The sequence below is a fragment of the Bacillus sp. R86525 genome (genome assembly GCF_042466195.1).
Classification (GTDB): domain Bacteria; phylum Bacillota; class Bacilli; order Bacillales; family Bacillaceae_G; genus Bacillus_A; species Bacillus_A nitratireducens.
In genome coordinates, this window is sequence record NZ_JAXHPX010000007.1 from 4,746,630 (window position 1) to 4,764,872 (window position 18,243).

Annotated in this window: 12 protein-coding genes; 3 read left to right on the top strand and 9 right to left on the bottom strand. The window is 35.1% G+C overall.

Features of this window, described 5'->3' with window-relative positions:
- Positions 1–88: 88 nt before the first annotated feature.
- The 6 genes from SJY24_RS27210 to SJY24_RS27235 all read right to left on the bottom strand — a co-directional run bounded on the left by SJY24_RS27210 (position 89) and on the right by SJY24_RS27235 (position 9,934).
- Complete coding sequence (locus tag SJY24_RS27210; RefSeq protein WP_377866864.1) at positions 89–1,060, bottom strand: phosphotransferase enzyme family protein; 972 nt, start codon at positions 1,058–1,060, stop codon at positions 89–91.
- Between the two features lie 23 nt (positions 1,061–1,083).
- A complete protein-coding gene (locus SJY24_RS27215; protein WP_377866865.1) occupies positions 1,084–1,770 on the bottom strand; it encodes a CPBP family intramembrane glutamic endopeptidase in 687 nt (228 codons plus the stop codon).
- Positions 1,771–1,969: 199 nt separating this feature from the next.
- Positions 1,970–2,569, bottom strand: a complete 600-nt coding sequence (locus SJY24_RS27220; RefSeq protein WP_113734761.1) for a TasA family protein — start codon at positions 2,567–2,569, stop codon at positions 1,970–1,972.
- A gap of 258 nt (positions 2,570–2,827) precedes the next feature.
- A complete protein-coding gene (locus SJY24_RS27225; protein WP_377866866.1) occupies positions 2,828–7,069 on the bottom strand; it encodes a S8 family serine peptidase in 4,242 nt (1,413 codons plus the stop codon).
- A gap of 389 nt (positions 7,070–7,458) precedes the next feature.
- Positions 7,459–8,100, bottom strand: a complete 642-nt coding sequence (locus SJY24_RS27230) for a response regulator (protein ID WP_377866867.1) — start codon at positions 8,098–8,100, stop codon at positions 7,459–7,461.
- Position 8,101: 1 nt separating this feature from the next.
- Positions 8,102–9,934, bottom strand: coding sequence for a GAF domain-containing sensor histidine kinase (locus SJY24_RS27235; RefSeq protein ID WP_377866869.1), 1,833 nt, complete (start codon positions 9,932–9,934; stop codon positions 8,102–8,104).
- Positions 9,935–10,330: 396 nt separating this feature from the next.
- Between SJY24_RS27235 and gerKA the strand changes: the two genes are divergently transcribed.
- From gerKA to gerKC, 3 genes are read left to right on the top strand one after another with little or no spacing between them, the layout of a single operon-like run.
- Positions 10,331–11,833, top strand: a complete 1,503-nt coding sequence (gene gerKA, locus SJY24_RS27240; RefSeq protein ID WP_377866870.1) for a spore germination protein GerKA — start codon at positions 10,331–10,333, stop codon at positions 11,831–11,833.
- Positions 11,814–12,920: a GerAB/ArcD/ProY family transporter gene (locus tag SJY24_RS27245; protein WP_377866871.1), complete on the top strand. Its 1,107-nt coding sequence runs from the start codon at positions 11,814–11,816 to the stop codon at positions 12,918–12,920. Before gerKA ends, SJY24_RS27245 begins: the two co-directional genes overlap by 20 nt.
- Positions 12,901–14,025 (top strand): spore germination protein GerKC, encoded by a 1,125-nt coding sequence (gene gerKC, locus SJY24_RS27250; protein ID WP_377866872.1) that lies wholly within the window; start codon positions 12,901–12,903, stop codon positions 14,023–14,025. The genes SJY24_RS27245 and gerKC overlap by 20 nt, the downstream gene beginning before the upstream one ends.
- A 31-nt stretch (positions 14,026–14,056) precedes the next feature.
- On the opposite strand, the gene treC is transcribed toward gerKC, so the two are convergent.
- The 3 genes from treC to treR all read right to left on the bottom strand — a co-directional run bounded on the left by treC (position 14,057) and on the right by treR (position 18,010).
- Positions 14,057–15,718, bottom strand: a complete 1,662-nt coding sequence (gene treC / locus SJY24_RS27255; protein ID WP_377866873.1) for an alpha,alpha-phosphotrehalase — start codon at positions 15,716–15,718, stop codon at positions 14,057–14,059.
- Between the two features lie 13 nt (positions 15,719–15,731).
- The gene (gene treP / locus SJY24_RS27260) at positions 15,732–17,159 is read right to left on the bottom strand and encodes a PTS system trehalose-specific EIIBC component (protein ID WP_098498111.1); all 1,428 of its coding nucleotides are present in this window, start codon (positions 17,157–17,159) and stop codon (positions 15,732–15,734) included.
- Positions 17,160–17,299: 140 nt separating this feature from the next.
- Positions 17,300–18,010: a trehalose operon repressor gene (gene treR, locus SJY24_RS27265; protein ID WP_377866874.1), complete on the bottom strand. Its 711-nt coding sequence runs from the start codon at positions 18,008–18,010 to the stop codon at positions 17,300–17,302.
- Between the last annotated feature and the right edge of the window lie 233 nt (positions 18,011–18,243).

Consider the following 18,243-nt stretch of genomic DNA (forward strand, 5'->3'; position numbering starts at 1 on the left):
CAATATTATTTTAATAAAGTAAACATATTTTTGTATAAAAAAACAAAGTATATATTTATTTTATATACTTTGTTCCCTTATATCTGTATTATATATTCACTATTGCCTCTTGCTTTATAATTCTTTCATACAACTCATCTGATAATTTTTGAAAATCCTCTGGCATATCTTTCCCCTTAAATTTCTTTTGAAGCGTACCGTATAGGCCTATATCACGTAACCGTAAAAATAACGGTAACGATTCATACCAACTATCCGCCAGTCTATGCTCATATTCATAACCTTTTCGTAACACTTGTAACTGTTTACCAGCAAATTTTGTCTTCTCTTCCGCAGTCCACGGTGTAAATAGAACAGAGTAATAGAGAACCATTGCTAAATCATGTATAAAGTAATTATAAGCTGCATCATCAAAATCAAAGATTGTTAGCTCTTTGCCATCATAATGAAAGTTACCTGGATGAATATCACCATGCATAAGCCCGAATGTTTCTCTTTTAACCGGAAGAGCCTTTATTTCCTCCATTAATACAGTGGCAATCCCTTTCACCTTCTCATCTTCTAATCCATTAACAATGCTACTTTCATCCTCTTCCCACGTATCACGGTAGTCTGTTTTAGGATAATCCATTGTAAGGCGATGCAGTTGTCCAATCGCTTTTCCCCACGCTTCAAAGTAAGCATCTCCCCAATAAGGCGATTCTTCTCCTTTTACTTGCTCACCTTGTGCATATGTAAATAAAGACGCGAAAAAGAAAGTGCCATCTTCCGCTCCAATTTCTTCTACAAGGTTTTGAGATATTGGATTTCGAGGTCCCGCCACTTTTGCCCCATGCTCTGCAACATACCGTAAAAAATCTAGTTCGGCCTCTACCTCTTTTTTAGAACGATGAGAAGAATGAGTTAAGCGTAATACGTAATCCTCATTATTTTTACCCTTCGCCTTAAAAATATAATTTTCAAAATCACCAAGTGGCTTTTCTTCCACCGTTACATGATATGCCTTTGCTGCTCTTGCTAAAATCTCTTTTGTAAAAACACGTTCTACAGCTATTTCCATATGTATCCCTCCTATATCTCTTCTTAATTCGACATAAATGTGAGAAGTACTGCTATGAAGTTAAATAGTGCATGGGCAATCATAGCCGATAAAATAGAATTTGTTTTCTCATATAACCACGCAAATGCTACTCCGCTTAAAAAATTCACCGGTAATGTGTTATATGTTGGAATATGAACAACGGTAAATATTATGGAACTTATAAGTACGCCGCCCCATATGCCATATCTCTCACGAAAAAACGTATAAAAAGCACCTCGATATAAAATCTCTTCGTAGATTGGAGATATAACCGCCGCTCCAATTACCGCGATACAAAATGCGTAGATTGATTTATTATTTTGGACCGTCTCTGTTTTACTATTTTCAAAGGAAATACCCATTTTCTCCATTATCATTAATACAGCAGCGCTAACTATAATTAAGAAAATAACCACTACAACTGTCCATAAGAAATCTTTCCATGAAAGCTTCCGAATTCCAATGTCTTTCCACGACAGGTTATATCTTTTTATGCAAAAAAGATAAACTAAAAATGTAAATATCACTGCCATTATAAGTCCCATTAATACTCCAGCATATAATGAGTTCCCTATTATTTTTAAAGCATAATCATAAAAAAGAGATTCAACCATTACTGGTACAATCAGAAATACAAAAACAAATAAATATAAAATTTCTTTCCATCCCCACATACATTTTAAAGTCATCTACACCATCCCCCTATATCCTATTTTCTTTAGTATAAAAGATGACGTAATGTAACTTTCAAGCTACTTTTTTCAAATAATTTAAGCGTAATTTTCTCACAAAACAAAAAAAGGTTGATTCACTCAATCAACCTTTACACTATTAAAAATTCTATTCCTCAATTCTTCATCAATTCATTCTCATATATAACATATATCTTTATTTCTCTTCACCTTTTGTCTGCATTGAATTGAAGGTCCAATTTAACTTCAATGAATCTCCTTGAAATACATTTTGCTCTTCATCGTTATCTACAAATGTGAACATTACGTAGAAAGTATCATCATCACCAGGAGCAAGTCCATTTCCTTCTCGGTCTACAACACCTTTTTGTACAAGATCAGGAATACTTCCGTTTTGCGTAGCTACCTTTAATTCAGATAATGTAGTAGACCAAATTGGAACCTCATTTTTATCCAAATTCCACAAGAAATCAACACGGATATGATCACCAAAATCAGCATTTCCATTATCTCCTTTAGCATCGATTACACTGTAATCTGTCAGAAGTTTCACATCTCCTATTGCTAAGGTTCCTTTGTTTACTAATTGAAAACCACGCTCCATTTCATCACCTGGTTTAATATTGTCGACATTAATAACAACTTCAGGATTAACACTCAAATCTAAAGTACCCGCTGCAAACGTATTTTGTGATACTTCCTTATCACTAAAATACGCATATGTGCCTCCACCAATTAAAGATAGACCCAGAGCTGCAGTTACAACACTCATACCAAGTTTTTTCTTAATACTCATTTCACAAGTCCCCCTATTTTTAAAGTTTAAACTACAAACCTTATTTCCATCCCACAAACAATAATAATTAAGCAACTACCTGGTCCCACAACGAAAGCGAACTAACTTTAAACTAGTTACTTCATGTACCCAAACGACTATTACTTTTAAAATAACCGGTAATGTTACCGTAAATCATTACCGGTTATTTGTTAGCCGATTTCATTTAATTTTATATTCATTGTCTTATTGCTTTATTTACTCTAGAAGTTTGTCCACTTATTTTTTTGGTTCTAAACCAATAGAGCGTAAGATTTTATCTAACGTCACTGGCCCTACATTTTCTTTCGGCTTCTGATTTTCTTTAGCATCTCGACCCTTTTTCAAGAAATTCTTCTCGATAAAACGAATATCTGCTTCATTTACAACACCATCTTGATTGACATCTCCATCTTTAACAGCCACTTTTCCTTTTCCATATGAAAGAGCTGCTATTCTAGCATCTTGAATATCCACCATTTTATCTCCGTTTACATCACCTGCAAGGTTGTCATCCATATCGGCTCTAAAGTTTTGTCCCACTAATTCTCCATCTTGCATTTTCCCTATTTTTGTAGTTAATTTACTATTTAAATGACCCGGCATTTCTACGAAAATATCATATTCTTTATCGCTTACAGGAACACTATGAATTTCAAATTGCCCATTATCATTAACCGTTCCTGTATATTTCTTTCCATCCTTGCCAACTGCGTACACTTTTGCTCCTAGTTTTGTGTAATCATTCTTACCTAAATACCCCTCTTCATTCAAGAAAGCTTCCGGACCAATATATCCTGTAACTGTTGAATGTTTCGACACAATAGCAAAAGATTTATCTTTAAACACAGGAATCTCAGTACCTTCTGATGCACCAGCTTTTGTATAAGAGAACTTATCTACTCCAAATGCAGTTAAATCATTAAAATATTCATCGCTCGTCATTTCGAATGTAACATCTAAAAATGGTGTATCTCCATCTAATCCTTTAAATTCTTTTCCTTCCAATGATGCGCCAACTTTCACCTTGTTTTCCCAAGTTCCTTCTGTATTTATAGCCGGATCTTCTAATTTCAAGTTTAATCCATGTTGTTTTACATATTCCGTAAGCGCTGAATTTGGTTTCACATCTGCAAATTTAAATAGCTGCTTATCATAAGGGATTTCAAATGTACCTGCCGTAAGTTGTTTTACATTATTGAGATTTAAAGTTAACGTAATTTTTTCTCCTAATTTTATTTTATCTTTGTCATAACTTGGAACAGCGTATTCTGTCCCTTCTTTTACAAAGACGTAATCTTTATATCCAGTTGCCATATTCCCTGCAGTTGCGAGGTCATATCCAAATAATTTTAAATTTAACGGTTCATTTATTTCTTCTGGAAGTACTCCAAATTTAAAATCACCATTGGCCTGAATTGTATTCAGCCAACCTGATGGAAAGGCCGAGTTCTGATAATATACAATTTGATTAGCTTTTTGATCATACTGCAGGCCTTTTGCCTTTAATGCATCCACTGTAGAATCATAAATATTACCATGCACCCATAATGCTCGCTGACCGTCTTCTTCTTTAAACATGGAATCATTGACTTCGTGAATACCAGGTTGTACATCCTTAAATTTCATTTCAGGTATTACATTATCAATGATAATGCTATCGCCTTTTGTATAAGATGTTCCTTCTTTGTCATATCCAACGAAGTTCAATTCGTAATCTCCATCAGGCAACATAACAGGTTTATCCCCAATTGGATGAGCTGGATCTCCCGTGAATGGAAGTACATACCCTCCCATACCAGAAAACATCATATATTCAACATTCGGTGTTAGACTACTTGCATTAAGTGTACCAACGACTCCTAATGCCTTCCCTGTCTTTCGATCCTTCACAACTGCATCAATGGTTTCAAGAGGACTATTTAATTTAAATGCCAACGGCGAACTTGGTCTTTCCATAAATGGATGGAATTTAGATGCATCTGTTGCCATTGCGTCTCTCAGCAAATCTACAGACTCAATCCCTTTTTCTGTGAATTTAACTGCAAACGGTACTTGATATACTTCTTTTTCATTGTTTTTATTTAAAATATGAATATACCCCTCATACCTACCGAATTCTGCGTTTTCTGGAATGATAATTTCAGGGCTAATTTCCCCTGATGTACCAGAAGCCACTTTAATAGAATCTTGTACGTTCAGCTTCACACCATTCTTCGCTGCGTCCTTCACACCTACATTTGTTGGTGAAAACTTTACTTCTAATTTAAACTCTTTCCCGTCTGTTTTACTGCTGTTCTTAATTAAGACTTTTCGACTATCTTTAATAGGTCCATTTCCCAATTGATTTTTATACCCGAATGCAATAGAACCTGTTTTTTCTTCAATTTCTACTTCTTCATCATTTACAACGTTTGATGTTTTATCAATAACCTCGATAGCTGTATCTGCATGAACCGCACGATACGCATCAATTCGGCCTGAGCCTACTTCAAATACAGAACGCTCTTCTTTTAAGTCAACTGCGGTATTCATAAGTGCTTCTTTTACTTCAAATGGACTATAGTTTGGATGTTCTTGCAAAATGAGTGCTGCTACCCCCGCAGTATGAGGAGTTGCCATAGATGTACCTGACATACGTCCATACGCTACCGGATAATTTTCTCCATCCTTTGGATCATTAATATATTCAGGAACAGTTGAGAAAATAGACACACCTGGTGCTACAATATCTGGCTTAATATCATCTGTTTTAGTTGCAGGACCACGGGAGCTGAAATCAGCTAAGTGATCTCCCTCTGTTTTTATATTACTAAGTTCCCCAAACGCTAACGACACATCCCCTTGTACAGCTTTTGCTTGCAATTTCTCACCATCTACTTTTGTTAAGCGGAACGATGGAATAGATGCAGTACTTTCCCCAAGATAACTTGTAATTTCCCCATCTACATTGTTGTATACAATTACCGCCTTTGCGCCTGCTTCCTTAGCATTTTTAATTTTTTCATCAAATGTAATCTCACCGCGTTGGATAAGAGCTAACTTCCCTTTAACATCTTTCCCTGTAAAATCACCTAATTTCCCAAGTCCTGCATATACAACGGGTATGGATTGTCCTTTTAAGTCTTCAATTTTATCAGTAAAACTTTTACCTAGTAGCATCATCTTATCCACTTGTAAATCACCTACACTAGCTGAAAACGTTGGAATGTTCATCGCAGCATCGCTTGCTCCAACTGTAATTGGAAGCGCTGCTGCACTAGGTGATCCAAGGGTCCCTTCTTCTGGACCTGTGTTCCCTGCCGCTACTACTGTAACAACACCAGCTAACATGGCATTGTTCACTGCCACAGAGGTTGGATATAAAGGATCATTAATAGACGCACCTAATGATAAATTGATAACATCCATATCGTCTTTCACTGCTTTATCAATCGCAGCAAGAATACCGCTTGTTTGACCACTTCCATATGGTCCTAATACACGATATGAATATAAATCTACATCTGGAGCGACTCCCTTAACCGCATAATCCACATTATTCTTTTTGTCTGCAGCAATTGTCCCGGCTACATGAGTGCCATGGGATGTATAATATGCACTTCCATCATAAATTTCAGGATATCCTCCAGAATTTTTCCAATCCTTATACGTTGTCTCCATTGGATCAGCATCATTATTAACAAAGTCCCATCCTTTTATTGAGTTCGGATCTATTTTGCTTGGATCTTCACCTTGCTTTGCACGATATCCTTTATATGCATCTTTCAAATCCGGGTGGTTGTAATCAATACCTGTGTCCAGTACACCTACCTTAATTCCTTTACCTGTTATTTTTTCATCATGCAGCTTGTCCACACCAATTTGCGGTACACTATCTGCCATTTTGGGTTCAGCAGCAGTCTTAGCTGTTTCTTTCGGCAAATCAATTTTGACCTCACTATCTTCCCATACGCGCTTAACAATACCAGTGCGAACTAAGTCTTCAATCATATTCGCAGGTAACGAAATCGCTACACCATTAAAAGCATTCTTATATTCTCTTGTTATTTTGGCAGATTTAAAATTCGTCCCTTTATCTTTATTCTTTTGAAGCTGTTCAAACTCTGATTTAAATTCTTTATGAGATGCTTCTACCTTTTGTTCCGCAGTTGAAAGAGCTATTTTTTTCCCTTTAGCTGCTTGTTTTAACATCTCGATTTTGCTAGGTGCTTGCTTAAACTCTACAATCACATTCACATTATCAGGACTTGCTGTATTGATGCCTGGTGAAATAACAAAACCTGGTTTTGTATCTAACGTTTTTAAGGCATTACGTTGTTCCTTTGTAAGACCTTTCAATATAGCGTTTGCATCATCAATCCCAGTTAAAGTAGTTGTATCTACCTCTTCTGCCAATACGTTATATGGAATTCCTTGAGACATTAACATACCAACAGTTAGCGTTCCAATAAGTATTTTCCCGAATTTCCCCTTCTTCATAGCGCATCTCCTTATTATTAAAATTATTTTTCTAAAATAAATCCTCTGAGCTCCTATTTAGCATTGGCAATTCTATCAACCTTGAATCTATTTAAAATAATAGAGAATCTCCAACACTACTACCGCCATCCCCACACTTCTAATCTTCTTTCTATAAAAGCCCCCATAAATTGTTTCCAACTACAATGATTTACAACATGAATTATTAGTAGCGTTAAGCAATAATTCTATTTTTATTATTTCACATTTTGATTTTTCTGAATATTGAACAAAAGGAGTAATTTTTTTCTAATGATTCTATGCCCAAATAGTACAAAAGAACTACCTTGCCCTTTATTCTTTGTAATATAGAATAAAGAAACACGATAGTTCTTTTAAACATCTCTTATTTAATCCAACGGAACCAATTGATTTCGAACAGCATAAATCACCGCTTGCGATCGACTTTTCACATTGAGTTTTTTAAAAATTTTATTGATGTGAATTTTAACCGTCTTGTCACTAATATATAGAACTTCAGCAATTTCTTTATTACTCAGCCCTTTAACCAATTCAAAGAGAATTTCCTTTTCACGCTCTGTCAGTTCATTTTCATTTGGTTCTAATTTCAGTTGTTGTTGATGATATGTAATTAATTTTTTCGTCATACGCGGATGAATAACTGAATCGCCTTGATATAACATTCGAATTGCTGCCACTACCTGCTCCGATGATGAATCCTTCAATAAATAACCATCAGCACCAGACTGAAGCGCATCCATTAAATACTCATCATGCTCATACATTGTAAAAACAAGTACTCGGCAATTAGGATATTTTTTTTTCACTAATCCCGTAGCTTCAATTCCATTTTTCCCTGGAAGATTAATATCCATCAAAATACAGTCTGGTCTACATTCCTCTACTTTTCCCAATACCTCGTCCCCAGAGCTCGCCTCTCCAACCACTTTCATATCAGATTCAACCTCTAGTATGCTCCGAATTGCGTCTCGTAAAAAAGCATGATCATCCACTACTAATATTTTAATCATTTTACGCACCCCTTGTTTGTGAATCTGGAATTAACAGTGTAATTTCTGTCCCTTTACCTAAAGAACTATCAATCTGTAAAGTAGCCCCTAGTTGTTCAGCTTGTTCATTCATATGTAATATACCATAATGTGGCTCATGCTTCGTTTTAACCATAGACTCAAATAGTGAAAAGCCAACTCCATTATCCTTAACCTTTAAAAGCACGTGCTCACTTTGATAACTTAGCAAAACATCAATTTCTTCTGCTTGTGCATGTTTAACAATGTTTTGTAAACTCTCTTGTAATGTATCAAAAATAACTCTTTCTTTTGAAAAGCTGAGCGCACGTGAATGACCTCTTTCATGATATGTAATGTCTAGTTCATATTCTTGCTTTAAAGATTTTATTTTACTTGCTATCGCCTGTTTAAGCCCTAATTGTTGTGTGGGATACGGCTTTAAAGCGTAAATAGAATAGCGAACTTCTCCTAAGCTTTTCCTTAAATCCTTTATACTTTTCTCGACTACTTGCTGCATATCAATAGGTTTATCATGGTATTTTTTCTGAGCGGACTCTAGTTGAAATATCACCCCAGCCAAAGCTTGTGCAATACCATCATGAATCTCGCGTGCAATTCGATTTCTTTCTTCTAAAATCATCCTTTTTTCTTGTTCAGAAATAAGTATTCTTGTTTTAACTATGTTAGCTAATTGGTTGGAAAATGTCGCTAACAACTGAACATCTTCCGGGAAAAAACCAGCACCTCTACTTTTACCTGCAACAAACATCCCGATCAACTCATTATTTACAATAAGAGGGAAATAAACTAAAGAACGTATAACATCTTCAAACACCCCATCTCCTGGTGCTGTACCAACCTTCCAATTATTAAAAACAGTATTTTCAGTTATTTCACAGAACTCTCCTTTTCCGTCGGAATAATCAGTTATATCATTTTTCAATTTCCCATCCCTCAACTGTATATTCCATTCTCCCTCGTCTTTTGTCCATAATACATATGCTTGTATCCCTAGAAATCCTTTAAGTGATTTTTTTATGTGCTGAAGATTTCCTCCAGATAATCCACGGCTTATTTCTGTCGTAATAAGAAAAAATTCGTACAATCTTTCTTTTTCCATCCGTATTCGTGCAGAAAATGAACTAATGATAGAGATTGCCACAAGTGGGAAGAAAAAGAACAAAACAATAATTCCTTTTAGCTCTAAAGAATATTGGCTATCTAATATGTGTATAAGAACGGCATAGAATAGACAAAAACTTTCACAAAAAAAGACTGATATATTTTTTTGATTCCATCGATGTATCGAATATGTCTGAGGAAGGAGTACCATTAGTAAATCATAAAAGAGATTGTTGAAAAAACAGAAAAATATACTAAACAATAGTAAAAATAATAGGTTCTCATATAAAACTTCCATATTTATTACACTGGAAAACCACACCATACATTTGCTAGAAAACCATTCTGCTAACACAAGGCTAAGAGCATGCTGTGTACTATTAAAAAGCATCCTTTCCATTGGAGAACGCCGAAGCAAATGAATAATTAAAGTAACAAATACAAGAGCGAGCGCAGTTATATGTGTCCCAAACAACAAAAGCATAGAATAAATAATCGGAAAACTAAGTGAACTTACTCCCCTCCAAAATCGTACAGGAAAATACTCTGTGATCCCCATAAACAGTACTAACAATACTAGTATTGTTAGATGAGAAGGGATTTTAATTTCAAGTATAGAGATAGTTATAGTAATTAAACCAAAAAAAGAAATGAAATAAAGATAAAAGCTAGCAACTTTTTCTCTCATAGAAATAGAATCTACATCTTTCAAAACGATCCCTTCCTTCTTATATATTTTCTCTATTATCCAACAAAAAACCGGCACTGGCAAAATGGAAAAACCTCCACTAGCCAATCACCGGCTGTGTACTACACCTAAAAAGGCAAGACACAATACTAGTATAAATCGATTCTCATAAATTTCCTATTCATCAAACGATGTAATTATGCATACTGCTAGGCTTATCCTCTATAGTACAAAAGATATATATTAATATCGCCAATCTAACTATACGCTTTCTTTCGATTCCCTAATTTTCATTTTCTTTAAGTATAGAAGGTAACGCAACAGAACTTTCAAGCTACTTTTTCAAATAATCCAAGCATAAATTCCGTATAAAAAACAAAAATTAACAGAAGGAATTTTATTCTAAAAGAGGTGGAATTTATGACACAACACGAAGAACAGCAAGAAAGCAAGAACCAAAAGCATATGTTTCCATCACTTCCGGAAAATATTAATTACATTGAAAATAAGCTCTGTCACTCAGATGATATAAAAAAATTAGATATCCCTTTTCAAAATGGAAAAGGAACAATTTTATATATCGAATCTTTATCAGATCCAAATTTAATTCATCAATTAGCTCTTGAGCCATTATTAACGCGGTTTGATTTGTCTTTAGATAAAGCTTTTTCTACATTAAATATGAAGAAAGAAACGAATTTAAATTATGGGATACAGCTTTTATTACAAGGAAAATCATTATATTTTCATGAACAGGTCGACAGTTTTTGTATTTTCGAAACAGCTCTATCGTTAAAGAGAGATATAACAGAACCTGATAATGAAGGGATTGTACGTGGGCCGCATACTGGTTTCGTAGAAGATTTAGCAACCAATTTAGCTTCTATTCGTAAACTCATAAAAAGTCCAAATGTCGTCGTTAAATATTTCACACTTGGTGAAGAAATGCACACGAAAGTGGCAATTGCTTATATGCAAAACATAGCGAATGACGATTTAGTTGTAGAAGTAAAAAGAAGGTTAGAAATGATTAAGACAGATGCACTTATGCCTCCAGGATATATACAAGAATTTATAGAAGACACATCTTTCTCACCCTTTCCGCAGCAATTAAATACAGAGCGTCCAGATAGAGTCGCAGCAAATTTAATGGAAGGACGAGTTGCTATTTTATCTGACGGAGATCCAACAGCGCTCATCGTACCTGTTACGTTATTCGCTTTCTATCAATCACCAGATGATTATAATAACCGCTGGATTGTCGGTTCTTTCGTCCGAATGATTCGTTTAGTAAGTTTTTTAATTGCCTTTCTCTTACCAGCTTTATATATTGCAACTGTCGCTTTTCATCCTGATGTGCTGCCGCTCGAACTTGTGTATACAATTAAAGCTTCATTAGAGAAAGTGCCACTTCCTCCTATTTTTGAAGCTCTCTTAATGGAGTTAATTTTCGAATTATTACGGGAAGCTGGTATTCGTCTGCCGAGCCGCGTTGGACAAACAATCGGTATTGTAGGTGGTTTAGTAATTGGTGATGCAATTGTAAAAGCCGGACTCGTTTCTTATACAATGATTATCGTTGTAGCTTTAACTGCAATCTCATCTTTTCTCGTTCCATCAAACGATATGAGTTCAGCAGTTCGGATTCTTCGTTTTCCGTTAATGATCCTTGCTGCCATATTTGGATATGTAGGAATTTCATTTGGTTTAATTATAACTTTCGTTCACTTATGTCAGCTTCATTCTTTTCATACACCATATCTTTCTCCTATTGCTCCAATGCGGATAAAAGATATGAAAGATTCTTTTGTCAGACTTCCAATGTGGTCATTTTGGGAACGACCACATGATCCAAAGCCGAAAAAAATGCAACGACAACATGTAACGAGAGAGGATGAGGACGGTGACAAACACGCAAAGTAAAATTTCGCTTGTTCAATTTACCTTTTTCGTTATTCAATGCCAAATCGGAGTTGGTATCCTTTCTCTACCAAACCGTCTTCACCCAATAGCGAAAGGTGGTGGGTGGATTTCTGCTCTCATCGCTGGGCTTGCGATTCAACTTATTATTTTACTTATGTGGCTTTTCTTAAAACGATTTCCTGATGCTGATATGTATGAAAGTGTTTGTATGCTATTTGGTAATAAGTTTGGAAAACTGTTAGGTTTTGCTTATGTTTTTTATTTTACCCTTATCGGTATGACGGTTATGTTAAATGCTTGTAATGTCATTAAAGTATGGGTCTTACAAGCCACCCCTTGGTCTGCAATTCTCATACTATTTACAATAGCTTGTTGCTACGTAGCCTATAATACATTTAAGGTGATTGTACGATTTTATGTCATGGCCTCTATTCTCATTTTACCTATGGCGCTTTTAATTGCCCTAGGGCTTTCCCGGGCTGATTTTTCTTATATTTTCCCCATTACAGAGGCTGGATGGTGGAATATTATTCAAGCATCGAAAGAAACAATTACAGCCATGTATGGTTTTGAAATTATTCTTATCGCTTTTCCAAAAGTAAACGGGAGTTCTGTGGCAAAACTAAAGGCCATTTCTATCGCTAATGGATTTGTAACGCTTTTTTATACTTTTACTGTTTGGATTTGCTTTATTGTATTTAGTCCAAAGCAAGTTGAACTTATTCCAGAACCAGTTGCTTACTTATTACGCTCCTTACATATCGGGATTATAGACCGAACTGATTTACTATTCATCCCAATTTGGATGATAACTGTTGTAGCTTCTATTGCTAGTTATTACTGTGCTGCTTCTATAGGAATTGGACATATCTTCAATCTTGCTAATCATAAAAAGGCTGTTCCAATCGTTGGTATTATTGCTTTTAGTGTAGCCTTATTTATAGATACACCTGAAGAATTAAAAGTAATTGCAACTTTCACTGATAAGTTCACCTATATTTTCATCGTTGTCCTCCCTCTTTTATTTCTACTTTATTCAGTAATAAGAAAGAAGAAAGGAGAACAGTATGTTCAAAAAAAGAGTTAAATTACTTTTTATATTATGTACTAGTTCCCTCCTTTCTGGCTGTTGGGATCAAGAACCATTAAGGGAAGCAAGGCTAGCTTATAGTATTGGATCTGATATTACGGAAGAGAATCAACTCCAGCAAACAGTTGAGCTTGTAAAAAGTTCAAGCGGAGAGCAATCTTCATTCGAGAATGAAATACATTCAGCAACCGGGCATAACATAAGGGATACAAGCGATGCCCTAAAAAAAAATGTGACTGGGAATATTCGCTATTTCAAATATGGTGTTCAATTACTAGGAACCAAAATTCTAAAAAAAGGTATACTACCCTATTTAGATGTTAGCTTTCGGGATCCATCAAACCCAACTGCTTTAGTAAAACTTATTGCAGTAGATGGTGAAACATCCGAGATACTCGAAAAAAAGAAAGTAGGAAATTTACTAATTGGAGATTTTCTAAAGAAAAAAGTGAAAAGCTTAGAAGATATGAGTGTATTTCCAAAAGAAACTTTAGAAACAGCTGCTACAAAAATGTTAGATCCCGGTAAAGACTTTACCCTCCCTTCTATAAAAATAAAAGGAAAAGAAGTAATTACAAACGGGTTAGCTTTATTTAACAACGATAAATTAACTGGGCATTTACCTTTGAAACAATCTGTTTTATTCGTGTTATTAACCGGAAAAATGGGAACAAGTGCCCGTATAACCCAAAAACTTACTAGCGATGAATCAGAGAAGACATCTGATTATTTAACAATGGAAGTGAGCAATCGGAAACTAAAAAGAGACTTGAATATAACGACTGACAAAAAAGGGAATGTTTACGCTCATCTAAAACTAAAGCTACAAGTAATCGCTCTTGAAGCACCGAGAGATAATCTTTATAAAATGGGAGAAAGAAAAAAACTAAACAAAGAATTATCTAAGCAGCTCACAAAAGAAGCAAAACGCATAACGAAAAAACTACAAAAAGCAAATTGTGATGCTTTCGGTATCGGGAGACACCTTATCGCTTATCACCCTGATTTATGGAAGAAAAAAAATTGGAATGAAGATTATGCAAAAGTGAAGTTCAAACCAGAAGTAGAAGTAAATATTTTATATAGCGGTGTCCTAAAGTAAAAAGGTTGTATGCCGGGCGGCATACAACCTTTTATTTCGTATATCGATATACAATTGATTCATATGGTCTTAAATTAAGCTTCGTAATATCCGTACTTGAATCTTTATAATTTGATACTACTACTTCTTGTTTCATACCATCCAATTGAACATGAACTGGTACAGAATACGTTATTTCTTCTCCATAGAAGTTATTTATAACAAGTAATACTTCATTATTTACAGTACGTGTATACGCCCAAATCTTAGGATGATTTTCATCTAAAACATCATATTTTCCGTCTGTAATTATATCGTATTTTTTTCTAAGTTCAATTAACTTTTTATAATGATAAAATACAGATTCTTTATCTTCTAATGCCTTCTCTACGTTTATTTCTTTAAAGTTTTCAGCCACTGAAACCCAAGGTGTACTTGTTGTAAAACCACTATTCACCTCTCCATTCCACTGCATCGGAGTACGGGAATTATCACGAGATTTTTGTTTTAAAATCCCTATAATCTCTTCTTTTGATAATCCTTCTTCTAGCTTTATATCATATATATTTAACGATTCCACATCACGATATTGCTCGATGGACTCGAATTTAGGATTCATCATACCGATTTCTTCCCCTTGATAAATGTAAGGTGTTCCTTGCAACATATGCATAGCTGTCGCTAACATTTTAGCAGATTCATTTCGGTATTTCCCATCATCTCCAAAGCGTGACACAATACGAGGCTGGTCATGATTACACCAAAATAACGCATTCCATCCTCCGCCCTTTTGCATTTCAATTTGCCAATTAGACATAATTTCTTTTAATTTAATGAAATCAAAATCAGCCTTCGTCCACTTATCACCATTCGGATAGTCTACTTTTAAATGATGGAAACTAAACGTCATACTTAGTTCATTACGCTCAGGGTTTGAGTATTTAATACAATTATCAATTGTCGTAGATGACATTTCTCCAACTGTAATTACATCTTTCCCTTCAAAAACATTTCGGTTCATCTCTTGTAAATATTCATGGACGCGTGGACCATCCGTATAATATTTACGCCCATCACTTGTCGCAGTACTACCATCATCATTCAAGAAACTTTGGTCTTTTGAAATTAAGTTAATTACATCTAATCGGAATCCTGTTACCCCCTTATCAAGCCAAAAGCGCATCATATCATATACTTCTTCACGAAGTTTTTCATTTTCCCAATTTAAATCAGCTTGCGTCTCATCAAATAGATGTAAAAAATATTGCTCTGTTTTCTCATCATATTTCCAAGCAGATCCACCAAATTTAGACTGCCAATTATTCTTTTCATCACGCCAAATATAATAATTACGATACGGACTATTTTTATCTTCTTTTGCTTCTTTAAACCACTTATGCTCCGTCGAACTATGGTTTACGACAATATCGAGCATAATCTCAATATCACGTGCTTTCGCTTCTTCTAAAAGCTCTTCAAACTCTTCCATCGTTCCGTAAGATGGATCAATGCTGTAATAATCACTTACATCGTATCCATTATCGTTTTGTGGTGATTCATATATCGGTGTTAACCAAATATAATCTACTCCAAGTTCTTTTAAATAATCTAGTTTCTCTGTAACCCCTTTTATATCACCGGTTTCTTTATTGTAATAACTATTAAAGCTCTTCGGATAAATTTGATAGACTACACTTTTATGCCAATCCTTCATGCTTAACTTCCTCCTACTTCTGTTTAACTCTTTTTGCAAATAACCACGTTAACGTAAATGGGATTACAATTGCGATAATCATTCCTACAATAAACATTGGAATCGATTTCGGAATGATAGAAATAAATGCTGGCAATCCGCCAATTCCGATAGCAGGTGCTAATACACCATTTAATGTAATGAATATCGCTGCTACAGCAGATCCTATAATCGCTGCATAGAACGGAAATTTATTTCGTAAATTCACACCGAACATCGCTGGCTCTGTAATACCAAAGTACGCTGAAATTGCTGATGTCGATGCCATACTTTTATCATTTTGATTTTTAGAAATCCAGAACATTGCTAGTGCCGCACTACCTTGTGCAATGTTAGAAAGAGCAATCATCGGCCAAATGAATGTACCGCCGTGTTGTGCAATTAATTGTAAGTCGATAGCAATAAACATATGATGCATACCTGTAATTACGAGCGGTGCATATAATGCTCCAAATAATACTGCTCCAACTACTGGTACTGTTTCATATACACCTACTAATCCAGCTGTTAATAAATCTCCAATATGACGTGTAACTGGACCGATAATTCCCAATGCTAACACACCTGTTACAACGATTGTTGTAATTGGTACAACTAATAATTGAATCGCATTTGGTACATGTTTCTTTAAAAAGATTTCCACTTTACTTAAGACAAATGCCGCTACTAAAACCGGTAGGATTTGACCTTGATACCCTACCTTTTCAATTTGAAATAATCCTAAAATATCGAAGTACTCGATCTTTTGTCCCTCTAAACCAGTCGCTGCTTTTCCATAATCCCACGCGTTTAATAAGGCCGGATGCACAAGCATTAACCCCATAACAATACCTAGTATTGGACTACCGCCAAAACGCTTCGTCGCTGACCAACCAACAAGTGCCGGTAAGAACACGAATGCTGTATTGGCCATCATATTAATTAAATCCCAAAGCCCGCCTAAATTCGGATAAACATCTAATAAATTTTTACCATCAAAAAATAAGTCCTTTGCCCCTAATAAATTGTTAATCCCCATCAGTAAACCAGCTGTTACGATCGCTGGTAATATCGGCATAAATACATCTGAAAATACTTTTACAAACTTTTGAGCCGGATTCAACTTTTGGTTTCCAGAATCTTTCACGTCAGCTACTGTCGATTCCTCCATACCTGCAAGCGTTATCAATTCAGCGTATACTCGATCGACATCACCTGGACCAATTACAACTTGAAATACCCCAGCGTTATGAAACGCTCCCTTTACTAATGAAACAGACTGCAATTTATCATTATCTATCTTACTTTCATCTTTTAAAGCGATACGGAGCCTTGTTACACAGTGCGCAGCTTGTTCAATATTGTCTTTCCCACCAATATACTGCAACACTTCTTCCGCTGTTTTACGATAGTCTTTCCCCATATTCCCGTCCCTCTTTTCTTTTTTTGATACCGTTTACAATTACATATTAACTCGTATATATAAGTTAGTCAACACTCGTATATACGAGTTGGTGGTTTTTTTATAAAAAAAGAGATGAAACGTTATTTCGTTCCATCTCCTTATTTTCTCCGCGCCACATCCGAAAAGTGAAAAATATCTAAACGGTGACGTGATTCTGTATATTCGAACTGACTCCCATCGTATAAATGAGTAAAGTTTTTTACAACGACAACATAGTCTGTTCCATTTAAGTCTAAATACTTTCGGTCATCATCTGTACATGGTTGTACTTCAATTACCCTCTGTGAATAGCTAATATGTAGCCCTAATTCTTTCTCAATGTATTTATAAATCGATGCAGTTGCAATTTCTCTCGTTAATCCTGGAATATATTCCGATACAAAATAGTTTATATCTAAAATTACTTTTTCTCCATCAATATTTCGTACACGCTTAATATGATCTATTTCCGTTTTTTCTTTCACGTTCAATAACTTTGCTACCTCTATTGTCGCTTTTACTTTCTCCATATCCACGACTTCTGTAATACAATGACGTCCTAAACGCTCATTTTCTTCTTGAAAACTTACTATGCCGCCAAAATTAAACTCAATGTTTTTTCGCTTTAAAACAAAAACACCTTTTCCATGTATTTTTTGAACATATCCACGCTCTTGCAATAAATCTACCGCTTTTCTTACAGTGCCTCGGCTTGCTTCATACTGCCTCATTAATTCAGTTTCTGATGGGATTTTGCATCCCTCTTTTAATTGTTTATTATCAATAGACTTACTGATTTCTGTATAAATTTGTTCATACTTACTCATCATCTACACTAGCCCCTTGTCACCTTCTAATTCTATATGTATTATACCACGCTACACTCTTCTGCCAATCTCTCACTTATTTTCCAGTACAAGAAAAATATAGGTAAATATTTAATCAATGATACGTATTTTTATAAAAAAATTTATATTTTTCTTTTCATTCAAAAAAACATGTAGTATACTAACTTCAAAATCAGAGGAGAAAGGGAGCAAAGAACTATGCTTACTTATACAAC